15 protein-coding genes and 1 pseudogene are annotated in these 12468 nt (G+C 68.7%); 9 read left to right on the top strand and 7 right to left on the bottom strand.

Going from position 1 to position 12468, the window contains the following annotated elements; genetic code table 11:
* Positions 1-228: 228 nt before the first annotated feature.
* From H7I57_RS24165 to H7I57_RS24155, 3 genes are read left to right on the top strand one after another with little or no spacing between them, the layout of a single operon-like run.
* Positions 229-444 carry a CbtB domain-containing protein gene (locus tag H7I57_RS24165; RefSeq protein WP_443678342.1) on the top strand — a complete coding sequence of 72 codons (216 nt, stop codon included), beginning with the start codon at positions 229-231 and terminating at the stop codon, positions 442-444.
* Positions 445-469: 25 nt separating this feature from the next.
* Positions 470-1264 (top strand): CbtA family protein, encoded by a 795-nt coding sequence (locus tag H7I57_RS24160; RefSeq protein WP_264026619.1) that lies wholly within the window; start codon positions 470-472, stop codon positions 1262-1264.
* Complete coding sequence (locus H7I57_RS24155; RefSeq protein WP_264026617.1) at positions 1261-1812, top strand: histidine phosphatase family protein; 552 nt, start codon at positions 1261-1263, stop codon at positions 1810-1812. Before H7I57_RS24160 ends, H7I57_RS24155 begins: the two co-directional genes overlap by 4 nt.
* Position 1813: 1 nt before the next feature.
* Here the strand turns inward: H7I57_RS24155 and H7I57_RS24150 are convergent, their stop codons facing one another.
* Together H7I57_RS24150 and mhuD are read right to left on the bottom strand one after the other, a co-directional pair.
* Positions 1814-3178, bottom strand: coding sequence for a serine hydrolase (locus tag H7I57_RS24150; RefSeq protein WP_264026616.1), 1365 nt, complete (start codon positions 3176-3178; stop codon positions 1814-1816).
* Complete coding sequence (gene mhuD, locus H7I57_RS24145; protein WP_264026613.1) at positions 3153-3482, bottom strand: mycobilin-forming heme oxygenase MhuD; 330 nt, start codon at positions 3480-3482, stop codon at positions 3153-3155. Before mhuD ends, H7I57_RS24150 begins: the two co-directional genes overlap by 26 nt.
* A gap of 39 nt (positions 3483-3521) precedes the next feature.
* Here mhuD and H7I57_RS24140 point away from each other — a divergent pair, with 39 nt between their 5' ends.
* Positions 3522-4292: an alpha/beta fold hydrolase gene (locus H7I57_RS24140; protein ID WP_264026610.1), complete on the top strand. Its 771-nt coding sequence runs from the start codon at positions 3522-3524 to the stop codon at positions 4290-4292.
* On the opposite strand, the gene H7I57_RS24135 is transcribed toward H7I57_RS24140, so the two are convergent.
* Positions 4266-4517 (bottom strand): hypothetical protein, encoded by a 252-nt coding sequence (locus tag H7I57_RS24135; protein WP_264026608.1) that lies wholly within the window; start codon positions 4515-4517, stop codon positions 4266-4268. The two genes, H7I57_RS24140 and H7I57_RS24135, sit on opposite strands and share 27 nt — an antisense overlap.
* Positions 4518-4589: 72 nt before the next feature.
* Here H7I57_RS24135 and H7I57_RS24130 point away from each other — a divergent pair, with 72 nt between their 5' ends.
* The gene (locus tag H7I57_RS24130) at positions 4590-5564 is read left to right on the top strand and encodes a helix-turn-helix domain-containing protein (protein WP_264026607.1); all 975 of its coding nucleotides are present in this window, start codon (positions 4590-4592) and stop codon (positions 5562-5564) included.
* Here the strand turns inward: H7I57_RS24130 and H7I57_RS24125 are convergent.
* Complete coding sequence (locus H7I57_RS24125) at positions 5513-6439, bottom strand: HhH-GPD family protein (protein ID WP_275081640.1); 927 nt, start codon at positions 6437-6439, stop codon at positions 5513-5515. The two genes, H7I57_RS24130 and H7I57_RS24125, sit on opposite strands and share 52 nt — an antisense overlap.
* A gap of 28 nt (positions 6440-6467) precedes the next feature.
* On the opposite strand from H7I57_RS24125, the gene H7I57_RS24120 reads away from it, so the two are divergent.
* Positions 6468-7088: a carbonic anhydrase gene (locus H7I57_RS24120; protein WP_264026604.1), complete on the top strand. Its 621-nt coding sequence runs from the start codon at positions 6468-6470 to the stop codon at positions 7086-7088.
* A 59-nt stretch (positions 7089-7147) separates the two neighbouring features.
* Entirely contained in the window at positions 7148-7912 is a 765-nt protein-coding gene (locus H7I57_RS24115; protein WP_264026602.1) for a hypothetical protein, read from the top strand.
* Between the two features lie 12 nt (positions 7913-7924).
* On the opposite strand, the gene disA is transcribed toward H7I57_RS24115, so the two are convergent.
* From disA to H7I57_RS24100, 3 genes are all read right to left on the bottom strand, one after another.
* Positions 7925-9043 carry a DNA integrity scanning diadenylate cyclase DisA gene (gene disA / locus H7I57_RS24110; protein WP_264026601.1) on the bottom strand — a complete coding sequence of 373 codons (1119 nt, stop codon included), beginning with the start codon at positions 9041-9043 and terminating at the stop codon, positions 7925-7927.
* Positions 9044-9082: 39 nt separating this feature from the next.
* Positions 9083-10471, bottom strand: a complete 1389-nt coding sequence (gene radA / locus H7I57_RS24105; RefSeq protein ID WP_264026599.1) for a DNA repair protein RadA — start codon at positions 10469-10471, stop codon at positions 9083-9085.
* 79 nt (positions 10472-10550) lie between these two features.
* Positions 10551-11147 (bottom strand): copper chaperone PCu(A)C domain-containing protein, encoded by a 597-nt coding sequence (locus H7I57_RS24100; protein ID WP_264026598.1) that lies wholly within the window; start codon positions 11145-11147, stop codon positions 10551-10553.
* Between the two features lie 304 nt (positions 11148-11451).
* Between H7I57_RS24100 and carD the strand changes: the two genes are divergently transcribed.
* Positions 11452-11940 carry an RNA polymerase-binding transcription factor CarD gene (gene carD, locus H7I57_RS24095; RefSeq protein WP_264026596.1) on the top strand — a complete coding sequence of 163 codons (489 nt, stop codon included), beginning with the start codon at positions 11452-11454 and terminating at the stop codon, positions 11938-11940.
* 5 nt (positions 11941-11945) lie between these two features.
* Positions 11946-12410: pseudogene (gene ispF / locus H7I57_RS24090) on the top strand (2-C-methyl-D-erythritol 2,4-cyclodiphosphate synthase); the annotation flags it as partial.
* Between the last annotated feature and the right edge of the window lie 58 nt (positions 12411-12468).

The following is a 12468-nucleotide window of genomic DNA, read 5'->3' as shown; positions in this document are numbered from 1 at the left end:
GGTCACCCAATCGGGTGGCCGCCCGTTCGGCATGTCCGGTCGCCCGTGCGCAGCGGCACATCTTCACCGCAATGGCGCCGTGCGCCGGAGGCGTACCCTACGATGCACCTGTAATCGATGGACAGCGGAATCTGGTGAGACTCCAGAACGGTCGCGCCACTGTAGACAGTCAGACCCGATGTCCATCGCATCTGTGACTGGGACGCGAGATCCCGGAAAGGAACCATGATGACTTCTCCTGACGTGAGCAGAACCCGCGCCGGCGCCATCGACCTGTCGGGGGCCAAGGCGGCGGTGTGGCTGTCGACGACGGCATTCCTCGCGTTGCTGGTGCTCTACTTCGTCGGCATGGACCAGGGTGCGACGTCGGTGTTCGGTAACAGCACCTACATCCACGAGTTCATGCACGACGCACGTCACCTGCTCGGCTTCCCCTGCCACTGACAGCCCGGCGGGAGAACAACCGAAAATGGAGAAGCAGATCATCTGGCGCGGCCTGTTGGCCGGCGCCGTCGCGGGCGTGCTGGCGTTCCTGTTCGCCCGTATCTTCGTCGAACCCCAGATCGAGAAGGCCATCCGCTATGAGGAGGGTGTCGGCGCCGCGCACGAGGTCGTCGAGGCCGCCGCGGGCCACGCCCACAGTCACGGTGCCGAAGGCGGGATCACCCGCGCCGTCCAGATGAACATCGGTCTCGGGCTCGGTGTGCTGGCGTTCAGCGTCGCGATCGGTGCGCTGTTCGCCGTCGTGTTCGCGGTGGCGTACGGCCGGGTCGGTGACATCTCGGCGCGCCTGCTGTCGCTCTATGTCGCGGGCGGAATGCTGCTGAGCCTCTACGTCATCCCGTCGCTGAAGTATCCGGCCAGCCCGCCGGCACTGAGCCTCGACGAGACGATCCGGCAGCGCACCCTGCTGTACCTGCTGCTGGTCGTGGTGGCCGCGGCGCTACTGGTTGGTGCGGTCTACCTCGGCCGTCGGCTGGTGGCGCGGCTGGGCACGTGGAATGCCGCGCTGGCGGCGGCGGGTGCCTACGTCGTCGCGGTCGCGGTGGTGATGCTGGTTCTGCCGGATATCCAGGAGACGCCGGGACCGCTGGTCGACGACGCAGGCGCCATCGTCTACGAAGGGTTCCCGGCGGACGTGCTCTACGAGTTCCGGTTGTATTCGTTGGGCACGCAGGTTGTCATCTACGCGACCATCGCGTTGGTGTTCGCCGCGCTGGTGTCGCGGCTACTGGGTGAGCGCAAGCACGCACTTCCCGCGTGAGTGAGGTCGTCCGGCTGACCCTCGTGTCGCACGCCATGACGGACGCGATGGCAGCCGGACGGTTCCCCACCGACGAACCGCTCAACTCGACGGGCCGGCGGCAGGCCGGCGCAGGCATCGACGTCGGCGCCTGCGAGCAGGTGTGCTGCGGACCGGAGAAGCGCACCCGTCAGACCGCCGACCTGCTCGGCCTGCGGCCATCGACCGAGCCGAAGCTGGCCGACCTGGACTGCGGGCGCTGGCGCGGGGATGTGCTCGGCGGGGTGTTGCCCGCCGAGTTGGCCATCTGGCTGACGGACCCCGGCCGTGCGCCGCACGGCGGCGAGACGGTGATCGACCTGATCGGCCGGGTTGCCGGCTGGATGAACTCGCTGACGTCCGAGCGCGGCCGCGTGGTCGCCGTCACTCACCCCGCGGTGATTCGTGCCGCGATCCTCGTCGCGCTGGACGCTCCGCCGAAGTCGTTCTGGCGGATCGACATCGCACCCGTGAGCCGCACCGTGATGCATTTCCGCGGGCACGCGTGGACCCTCCGGTCGTCTCCCTGAGTCATCCGTTGGGGATGAGCCCGAAGGCCTGCTTCACGATCGACATCAGCCAGCCCGCAGCGGTCTGGCTGCGGAACTGCGGCCAGTTCGCCTGAAGGCTGACAACCCACGGCTGCCCGGCCCGGTCGACGACATACCAGCTGAACGTCAGGTCGCCCGGCAGGTTGCCTGCCTTGGCGCCGATGTAGGGCCATTCCGTTCGGTCGAGATCGATTCCGGGAACCGCGGACAGGATGTCCTTGACGGGGGCCGCCTCGCCGACGGCGCCCACCTGCAGTGCCGTGTGCAACCGGCAGATGTCCGCGGCGCTGCCGTACCACTCGGCGCCGATGCCGGAGGCCGGCGTGTGGGTGCGGTGCGGATCCGGTTCGTAGGGTCGCGAGTTCGTCTGCTGGAGGAGCTGGGCGCGGCCCTGCGGAGACGCCTGCTTCCACTGTTCACGCAGGTCCGGAGTGCCCCAGCCGACGGAGAACAGCTCGTGCATGGTGGGAAACGGCGTCATGCTGGACGGGTCGTGGTGGCCTGCGATCACCAGCGCACGCTCGATGGCTCCCGGCCCGAGCCGGTCGATCAGCAGATCCGTGGCCATGTTGTCGCTCGCCGAGATCATCTGTTGCGCGGCTTCACGCACTGTCACCGTGGATCCGGGTGCCAGGTCGTCGAATCCCGAGGAGCCGACCGCCTTTGCCTCCTTGGTGATCGTCAGCGGGTCGGACCACTGGACGGTGTCGGCCTTCACCGCCTCTGCGACGGCGAGCAGCACGTAGAGCTTGAAGATCGACGCCAACGGCAGCGACATGTCGATGTTGGTGCCGGCCACCTTGACGCACTTGCCGTCGGTGACCTTGGCGACCTGGTAGGAATACCGCGCACCGGACTTGGTCAGTTCGGTGTCGATATCGGCCCACTTCTCGATCACCGGCGGGTCGAGCGCCACCTGGAACCGGTCCACCATGCCCGCGTCGTCGGTGTGCAGCTCGATGGTCTGCGCGACACCGTAGGACGTGAGGACGTGCAGCGTTGCGTGACCGGCGCCGACGTCGACGTTCGTGAGGGTGAACGGCCGGTCCCACCACATCCGGTCGAGCGTCACCCCGACGTGCTCGAGGACCTGCGGCGCGGCCAGAGTGCGCACCCCGACGGGACCTATCGGCCAGTCGCTGTTGAGCATGTCCATGGTCTGCTTGGCGCGCAGACCCTGTGGTGTGTTGATCTGGATGGCCACGCCGTACGCGGTCTCGGCGGGCGCCGGCCGGGACGTGGCACATCCGCAGGCCAGGGCTGCGACGAGGACGAGTGCGACCGTCAGCTTGGTCGCTCGGCGCCGAGCCCGGGCTGCCTCACGCAGTGGCGTCGGTCCCGGCAACGTCGAGTACAACTTCGAACTCCAGCAGTGACGCTCCGGTGGCGACGGGGTTGGCGCGCTCGCCGGCGTGCGCCTCGATGGCGGGCCCGGTCGCCCATGTCTGGAAGGCCTCTTCGGACTCCCACTGGGTCACCACGAAGTAGCGGTCCTCGCCCTTGACGGGGCGCAGCAGTTGAAAGCCGAGGAAGCCGGGCTGGTTGTCGACGGCGTGGGCGCGGTGCGCGAAGCGCTTCTCCAGTTCCGGACCGGCGTCGGGCGGGACCTCGATTGCGTTGATCTTCACCACGGGGTTCTGGCTGGGCATGCCGATCAGGTTACCGCTAGGCGTAGGCAAGATGAGCACATGGACACCCCACTGCTGGCCCGCCGCGGCGGCGAAGGCACGCCCCTGGTGTTGGTGCACGGGCTGATGGGCCGGGGCACCACGTGGTCGCGTCAGGTGCCATGGCTGGCGCAGTGGGGTGAGGTGTTCACCTACGACGCGCCGTGGCACCGCGGCCGCGGGGTGGACGACGGGTTCCCGGTATCCACCGAACGCTTCGTCGCCGATCTCGGCGATGCGGTGGCGAGCCTCGGCAGGCCGGCGGTGATGGTCGGGCATTCGATGGGCGCGCTGCACTCCTGGTGTCTGGCGGCGGAACGGCCCGACCTGGTCAGCGCCGTGGTCGTCGAGGACATGGCCCCGGACTTCCGCGGACGAACCACCGGTCCGTGGGAGCCGTGGTTGCACGCGCTTCCCGCGGAATTCGCCACGGCACAACAGGTTTACGACGAGTTCGGGCCGGTGGCCGGTCGGTACTTCCTCGAGGCGTTCGACCGCACCGCCACCGGCTGGCGCCTGCACGGCGACCCGCACCGCTGGATAGAGATCGCCGCCGAGTGGGGGACCCGCGACTACTGGAGTCAATGGCGGGCGGTGTCGGCGCCGACGCTGCTGATGGAGGCCGGAGACTCGGTGACGCCGCCGGGGCAGATGAAGAAGATGGCGGAGACGGGGGTCCGGGCGACGTATCTGCACGTGTCCGGCGCCGGGCATCTCGTCCACGACGACGCGCCGCGGAAATATCGGGACGCGGTGGAGGCGTTTCTATCGACGTTCCCCTGTGGCGCCTGAGTTCGGCCACAGCGGCTGCTTCTCGAAGCGGGTGCGGATGGCGTCCAGTTCGTGTTGTGTCCGGTAGGAGTCGCGGTCCTCGAACAACCGGCCCGCCATGGGGGCGGAGAACGGGAACTGATCGAGGCGCAGCCGTAGGGACCCGGAGCGGTTCGCCGCCCAGCTGAGCAGCGCGGAGACAGCGAACGGGGCGAGAAGGATCAGGAAGGTCAGTGCGATACTCATGGCAGCAATCGTGCGCGCCGACAACATCGTGCCAACAGTGGCTGAAGTGACACGCTTCGATAAGATGCTGCCATGACGTTGAGAAGTGTGTCGACACTGGTGCTCGACGGGCTCGCGGTTTTCGAGTTCGGCGTCATCTGCGAGGTGTTCGGGATCGATCGGTCAGCCGACGGTGTCCCCAATTTCGATTTCAAGGTCTGCGGACCGGAGCCGGGCAAGCCGTTGCGCACCTCGGTCGGGGCGACGATCATCCCCGATCACGGGCTCGACGACCTGATCGGCGCCGACCTGGTGGCCATCCCGGCCATCGGTGGCTCCGAGTACTCGCCAGACGCTCTCGCCGCGGTCCGCCGGGCGGCCGAGTCGGGGTCGATGATCTTGACCGTGTGCTCGGGCGCGTTCGTCGCGGGCGCCGCCGGACTGCTCGACGGCAGGCCGTGCACCACCCACTGGATGCACGCCGACGAGCTCGCCGCCATGTATCCCACGGCCGTCGTCGACCGCAACGTGTTGTTCGTCGACGACGGAGACCTGATCACCAGCGCGGGCACCGCCGCGGGCATCGATGCGTGTCTGCACCTGGTCCGTCGGGAACTGGGCAGCGAGGTCACCAACAAGATCGCCCGGCGGATGGTCGTCCCGCCCCAGCGCGACGGCGGTCAGCGGCAGTACATCGACCAGCCGATCCCGGTGCGGTGTTCGGAGAGGTTCGCGCCGCACCTGGACTGGATCCTGGCCAACCTGGACAAGCCGCACACCGTGGCCACGCTGTCGCGGCGCGCGCACATGTCCGCCCGCACGTTCGCGCGCCGGTTCGTCGAGGAGACAGGCCGCACCCCGATGCAGTGGGTCACCGACCAGCGGGTGCTTTTCGCGCGCCGGCTGCTCGAGGAGTCGACGCTGGACATCGATCACATTGCCGAGCAGTCCGGCTTCGGCACGGCGACGCTGCTGCGCCACCATTTCCGCCGGGTCATCGGCGTCACGCCCTCGGACTATCGCAAGCGCTTCGCCTGCGCAGACTCCGACTGCGCCGCGACCGCCTGATCGTCGGTTCCCGCCTCGCCGCACAGCGCGAACCTGCCGTCGTCGGTCTGCTCCACCAACCCGTCGATGAGCAGCGAATCCAGCGCCCGGTCCCGCTGCGCGGTGTCGGTCGTCCACGCCACGTCGAGCTCCGCACGAGCGACGGGAAAAGCGCTGCCGCGCAACACATCCAGTAACCGACCGCGCACCTGGCGGTCGGTACCCGCGTAGCGCTGCGTTCGCTTGGGGGCACCGGTGCCCGCCGGGAATCCCAGCGACCGCCACGCGCAGTGCGACAACGGGCACAGCCCGCAGCGCGGACCGCGGGCGGTGCAGACCGTGGCGCCCAACTCCATCAGCGCCGCCGAGAACTGCGGCGCGGTCGAGTCGTCGGGCAGCAGCGCGGCGACGTCGTCGAGGTCGCGGGCCGACGGCGACCCCGCGTCTTCGCGGCCGTGCACCGCCCTGGCCACCACCCGCCGTACGTTCGTGTCCACAACCGGCACCCGCTGCCGGTAGGCGAAGCACGCGACGGCACGCGCGGTGTACGTCCCGACGCCCGGTAGCGACAGCAGGGTTTCGACATCGGCAGGCACGACGTCGCGGTGCTCAGCGGCGATCACCGACGCGCATTCGTGAAGCCGCTTGGCCCGTCGCGGATAACCGAGCTTGCCCCAGGCGCGCAGCACGTCGGCCGCACCTGCCGCCGCCGTCGCCGAGGGCGTGGGCCAGCGGGCGACCCAGGCCAGCCAGACGGGCTCCACCCGCGCCACCGGCGTCTGCTGCAGCATGAACTCGCTGACCAGGATCTGCCATGCCGAGACGCCGGGGCGCCGCCACGGCAGGTCACGCTGGGCGCGCGCAAACCACGCCACCAGCTCGGTCGGATCGATCATCCCTGCCCACTGAGGCACAATGACGACCATGCCCAACACGAACCCCTTGACCGCGTGGAAAGCACTCAAAGAGGGTAACGAGCGCTTCGTCGCCGGCAAGGCCGAGCATCCCAGCCAGAGCATCGAGCACCGCGCCAGCCTCGCCGCGGCGCAGAAGCCCACCGCCGTGGTCTTCGGCTGCGCGGACAGCCGGGTGGCCGCCGAGATCATCTTCGACCAGGGCCTCGGCGACATGTTCGTGGTGCGCACCGCCGGCCATGTCGTCGACAGCTCGGTGCTCGGCTCGATCGAGTACGCCGTCACCGTCCTCAACGTCCCGCTGATCGTGGTTCTCGGCCACGACAGCTGCGGCGCTGTCGGGGCGACGCTGGCGGCCCTCGACCAGGGCGAGATCCCCGGCGGCTATGTCCGCGACGTCGTGGAGCGGGTCATTCCGTCGATCCTGTCCGGCCGCAAGGAAGGCCTCACCCGCATCGACGAGTTCGAGGCCAGGCACGTCACCGAGACGGGCAAGCAGTTGTTGAGCCGGTCGACGGCGATCGCCGAGGCGATAGCGGCCGGATCGCTGGCCATCGTCGGGCTGACCTACCACCTGGCCGACGGTCAGGTCGTTCTGCGCGACCATATAGGCGATATCGGCGAAGGCTGAGGCGCGACACGCCGCGCAACCTCGAACAACGTGACGTGACGTGCCCTTACCGTGATGTGGTGCTGGATCTAGAACCGCATGGCCCGCTGCCTCAACAGATCTACTGGCGACGCCGGGCGCTGGCCCTCGGCATCGCGGTGCTCGTCATAGGCGTGATCGCGGCCATCGTCGCGGTGGTCGTGATGAACAGCACCAGCTCCGAACAGCCGACCGCCAACGAGTCCTCGGACTCCCAGGCCGCCGCTCCGACACCGCTGCCGGGGGAGAACCCCGAGGTCAAGTCGCCGATCCAGCCGCCTGCCCAGCAGGCCCCGCCGCCGACGCCGACCCCGACGGCCGCCGTCGTGCCGCCGCCGATCCTCAAAGAGGGCGACGACTGCCCCGATTCGACGCTTGCGGTCAAGGGCATCACGAACGTCCCGCAGTACGTCGTCGGTGACCAGCCGAAGTTCACCATGGTCGTCACCAACATCGGCCTGGTCGCCTGCCAGCGTGACGTGGGCGCCGCGGTGCTGGCCGCCTACGTGTACACGCTGGACAACCAGCGGCTGTGGTCGAACCTGGACTGCGCGCCGTCCAACGAGACGCTGATCAAGACCTTCCAGCCGGGCGAGCAGGTGACCACCGAGGTGACGTGGACCGGGATGGATTCGGCCCCGAACTGTCCGCTGCCGCGCCAGCCCATCGGGCCGGGCACCTACAACCTGGTCGTGCAGTTGGGCAACCTGCGTTCGGCGACCGTGCCGTTCATGCTCGCCCAGCCCGCACAGAACCCCGGCCTTCCGCCGCAGGGGCCAGGGCAACCGCCCGGCCCCGTCGGCTGACCGCCGCGGAGGCTATGCGAGCCGGTCGGCGATCGTGGACTCGGCCAGCTGGGACAGACCTTCCCTGATGTGGCGCGCCCACATCGACCCGATGCCGTCCACCGACTGCAGGTCGCTGGCGCTCGCGGCCAGCAGACCCTGTAGTGAGCCGAACGACCGCACGAGCAGGTCCACGTGGGCGAACTGCAGCCTAGGGATGCCGGCCATGGCGCGGTAACCGCGCGAACTCATCGCCGAGTCCTGCGCCTCAGCGGTCGACGGATATCCGAAAACCCTTGCCAGAGTGGTGAAGTCGAGCAACTCACCGTCGGAGAGCCCGTCCAGTTCCTCGAGGGTCGCGCTGACCTGAGCCGCGGTGGGTGGATCGGGATTGGCGTGGTAATCACGCACGATCAGCTCACGGTCGATGTCGTTGTCGCCGACGAGCTCTTCCAGCTGGAGCTTGAGCTGGCGTCCGTCGGTGCCCAGTTCGACGACGTCGGAGTCGATCTCCAGGCTGATGCGGCGCACCATCTCCAGCCGCTGCACCACCGTCATCACGTCGCGCAGAGTCACGAAGTCCTCGATCTCCGCCGTCGAGAGCTGCCTGCTGACCTCGTCGAGGCGGGTCTTGTAGCGTTCCAACGTGTCGATGGTCTGGTTCGCGCGGGACAGGATCGTCGCCGATTCGGGCACCACGTGGCGTTCGCCTGCGACGTAGACGGTGACGATGCTCATCGAATGGCTGACCGAGATCACCGGGTAGCCGGTCTGGATCGCGGTGCGCTCGGCGGAGCGATGCCTGGTTCCGGACTCTTCGGTGGGGATCGACGGATCGGGCACCAACTGGACGTTGGCCCGCAGAATGCGGCTGCCATCGCTGGACAGCACCACCGCTCCGTCCATCTTCGACAGTTCCCGCAACCGGGTGGGCGCATACCGGACGTCCAGCGAGAAGCCGCCGTCGCAGATGGTCTCGACACTGTCGTCGTACCCGATGACGATCAGCGCGCCGGTTCGGCCCCGCAGGATGCGCTCCAGGCCGTCGCGCAGGGCGGTTCCGGGGGCAAGCCGGGCGATGGTCTCCCGCAGTGTCGGCCGGGCCAGCGGCACGACCGTGCGAGAAGTCCGTCCCGTCGACTTCACGGCCACTTGCTCTCCACGGTTCGGTCCCCTGCCCCCGGTTTCGGGTCAGCTCGCGCCATTCTGGCTGATCCGGCGCAACACCTGCAACGCCGCGGTGATGTCGTCGGCGGAAACCACCCGCAGCCCGGGTGGCGCGGTGGTCACGCCCGCGGGCACCACGGCGCAGGTGAACCCGAGCCGGGCCGCCTCGGCGAGGCGGCGGTCCATCCCGGTCACCCGCCGCAGGTCACCGGCCAGCCCTACCTCACCGATCGCCACCGCGTTGGCGGGCATCGGCAGGTCCACACATGCCGAGGCGATCGCGAGCGCCACCGCGAGGTCCGACGACGAATCGGTCAGGCGCATGCCGCCGACCGTCGACAGGTAGATGTCGTTCATGCCGACCGGCAGCTTTGCCCGCTTCTCCAGCACCGCGGTGATCATCGCCGCACGGGAGGAGTCGATGCCGCTGACCGCCCGGCGCGGGCTGCCGCTCGCAGGCGAGCCGATCAGCGCCTGCACCTCACCGATCATGGGCCGTTTGCCGTCGAGGGTGACGGTCACCGCGGTGCCCGACACCGCCTTGGGCCGTTGATCGCGGAACAGTCCGGAGGGGTCGGCGACACATTCGATCCCGTTGTCGTGCAACAGGAAACACCCGACCTCATCGGCCGCGCCGAACCTGTTCTTGACGCCGCGAACCATCCGAAGCGCCGAGGTACGGTCGCCCTCGAAGTGCAGCACGACGTCGACGAGGTGCTCGAGGGAGCGGGGCCCGGCGATGGCGCCGTCCTTGGTGACGTGACCGACGAGAAGAATCGCCACCCCGGTCGATTTCGCCGTCATCGTCAGAGCGGTCGTCACCGCGCGGACCTGGGTGACGCCGCCGGTGACGCCGTCGACCTCGGCGGTGGACATCGTCTGCACGGAGTCCACGACGACGAGGGAGGGTTGCACGGCCTCGATGTGGCCGAGCGCGGTCTGCAGGTCCGACTCGGCGGCCAGGTAGACCTCGTCGTGGGTGCAACCGGTGCGTTCGGCCCGCAGCCGGATCTGGCCCGCCGACTCCTCACCGGACAGATACAGCGCCCTGCGACCGGTCTGCGCCCAGCGATGGGCGACCTCGAGCAGCAGCGTCGACTTGCCGACACCCGGATCGCCCGCCAACAGCGTGACCGAGCCGGGCACCAGGCCTCCGCCGAGTACCCGGTCCAGTTCGCTGACACCGGTGTGGAAGTGGCGGGTGACGCCGGGGTCGATGGAGCTGATGGGCACCGCGGGCGAGGTCGGCGTCACCGCACGCCGGGTGGCGCCGGCGACCGCAGCCGTCAGGACGACTTCGTCGACCGTGCCCCAGGTGCCGCAGTCGGGGCAGCGGCCCACCCACTTGGCCGAGACGTGTTGGCATTCCGAACAGCGGTACTGCGAACGTGGTTTCGAACTGACCCTGGCCACGCGGTGACCGTAACCGCCGGGACCGACAGAACCTCAGCCATCAACGGCCGTGTCTCGGACCAATCCAGCTCGACGCGGCTCAGTGCCCGCCCGAGGAACCGTGCGATTCGCCGCCCCCGCCGGCAGCCTCGCGACGGGACGCCTCGCCCGCCGAGATCGGCACGCCGACGGTGGTCTCGCCGGCCTTCTCGAAGGTGAACGTGAAGTCGTAGGTCAAGCCGTTGGTGATGGGCTTGGACACCGCCACGGTGGCCTCGGCGGAGTCGGCGGCCTCGACGCTCTCCAACGGTGTCGGCTGGCCGTCGGGCGTCCCGACCACCAGCACCCCGTTCGCGGGCACCGCGCCGTCACCCGTCAACGTCACCTTTCCGACGTCGGAGCTGATCGACAGGAGCTTGTCGTCGACGTCGGCCGAGTCGTTGGCGGCGACGAAGATCAGGTCCACGTCGCGGCCCGGCTGGATGTAGTCCGCGGTCTGGGTGGCCTGCAGGTGGACGTTGCGCAGCACGATGTCGCCCACCCGGCCGCTGGTGCCGTTGACGGCCGGCTCCTGTGTCGCGGTCTGGGCGACCTGGCCCGCGCTGCAACCGCTCAGCACGACCGCTGCGGTCAGCCCGAACGCTGCCAGCGCGGCCGGCCGGCCATATGCACGAGTGCGCCGTCTCAAGGGGTTCACTGGGGCCTCCTGCTCGGCCGACGAGGGACGTGGCGTGCCGGGTCCTGGTCGTCCCGGTAGTTCGACTATGCAGAGTAGTAGGTGACGAAAGCGTGCGGTAGCGCAGGGGCGATGCGTCTGCCGGAGAGCCGATTCCGCGCGTACCCGGTGGTCCTGCAGCTACCGCCCAGGGCCCGATACCTTGCACGGATTCGCTGGCCTGTCAACCCCTAGTGTTCGCTGACTGTGCCCCTGACCTGCATCGTTGATCCGCACCCCTTGGCGGCCCGTGTTAACATCAAGGGGTGAAAGGGGCTCGAAACTGATGATTTTTAAGGTCGGAGACACCGTCGTCTATCCACACCACGGTGCTGCGTTGATCGAGGCGATCGAAACCCGGACCATCAAGGGCGAATCGAAGGAATACCTCGTCCTGAAGGTTTCGCAGGGAGATCTCACTGTTCGTGTTCCCGCTGACAACGCAGAGTACGTCGGCGTTCGTGATGTCGTCGGGCAGGAGGGCCTGGACAAGGTCTTCCAGGTGCTGCGCGCCCCGCATACCGAGGAGCCGACCAACTGGTCGCGCCGGTACAAGGCGAATCTGGAGAAGTTGGCCTCCGGCGACGTGAATAAGGTCGCCGAGGTCGTGCGTGACCTGTGGCGTCGCGACCAGGAGCGCGGGCTGTCTGCCGGTGAGAAGCGGATGCTGGCCAAGGCCCGGCAGATCCTGGTGGGTGAGCTCGCGCTCGCCGAGAACACCGATGACGAGAAGGCTGCGACGATTCTCGACGAGGCACTCGCCGCCGCCTCCTGAATTCGATGACGAGCCTGCCGAGAGTGGGGCTCGGCACCGACGTACATCCCATCGAAGCCGGACGCCCGTGCTGGCTGCTGTGCCTGCTCTTCGAGGGCAGTGACGGCTGCGCCGGTCATTCCGACGGCGACGTCGCTGCTCATGCGTTGTGCGACGCGTTGCTCTCGGCCGCCGGCATGGGCGATATCGGCGAGGTGTTCGGAACCGACCGACCCGAGTGGCGCGGGGTCAGCGGCGCCGACATGCTCCGGCATGTGCACTCGCTGCTGGCCGACGCCGGATTCCGGGTGGGTAACGCCGCCGTGCAGGTCATCGGCAACCGCCCGAAGATCGGCCCGCGGCGTGCCGAGGCCCAGCAACTGCTCTCCGGGCTCCTGAACGCTCCTGTGTCGGTGTCGGCGACCACCACCGACGGTCTCGGCCTGACCGGCCGGGGAGAGGGCCTGGCGGCGATCGCCACGGCCCTGGTGAACACCGACGAGCGCTCGCGCGAGGAGCCGGCCGACACCGACGAGCGCTCGCGCGAGG

The organism is Mycolicibacterium pyrenivorans (assembly GCF_025821625.1).
Lineage (GTDB): Bacteria > Actinomycetota > Actinomycetes > Mycobacteriales > Mycobacteriaceae > Mycobacterium > Mycobacterium pyrenivorans.
Note: the sequence above shows the minus strand (reverse complement) of the source record. Positions and strands in the feature narration are given on the sequence as shown.

What these genes read in the sequence shown, in the direction of transcription:
- H7I57_RS24165 (WP_443678342.1), top strand. Translation starts at nt 229, where the DNA reads ATGACTTCTCCTGACGTGAGCAGAACCCGCGCCGGCGCCATCGACCTG.
- H7I57_RS24160 (WP_264026619.1), top strand. Translation starts at nt 470, where the DNA reads ATGGAGAAGCAGATCATCTGGCGCGGCCTGTTGGCCGGCGCCGTCGCG.
- mhuD (WP_264026613.1), bottom strand. Translation starts at nt 3,482, where the DNA reads ATGCCCAGCCAGAACCCCGTGGTGAAGATCAACGCAATCGAGGTCCCG.
- H7I57_RS24140 (WP_264026610.1), top strand. Translation starts at nt 3,522, where the DNA reads ATGGACACCCCACTGCTGGCCCGCCGCGGCGGCGAAGGCACGCCCCTG.
- H7I57_RS24135 (WP_264026608.1), bottom strand. Translation starts at nt 4,517, where the DNA reads ATGAGTATCGCACTGACCTTCCTGATCCTTCTCGCCCCGTTCGCTGTC.
- H7I57_RS24130 (WP_264026607.1), top strand. Translation starts at nt 4,590, where the DNA reads ATGACGTTGAGAAGTGTGTCGACACTGGTGCTCGACGGGCTCGCGGTT.
- H7I57_RS24125 (WP_275081640.1), bottom strand. Translation starts at nt 6,439, where the DNA reads ATGATCGATCCGACCGAGCTGGTGGCGTGGTTTGCGCGCGCCCAGCGT.
- H7I57_RS24120 (WP_264026604.1), top strand. Translation starts at nt 6,468, where the DNA reads ATGCCCAACACGAACCCCTTGACCGCGTGGAAAGCACTCAAAGAGGGT.
- carD (WP_264026596.1), top strand. Translation starts at nt 11,452, where the DNA reads ATGATTTTTAAGGTCGGAGACACCGTCGTCTATCCACACCACGGTGCT.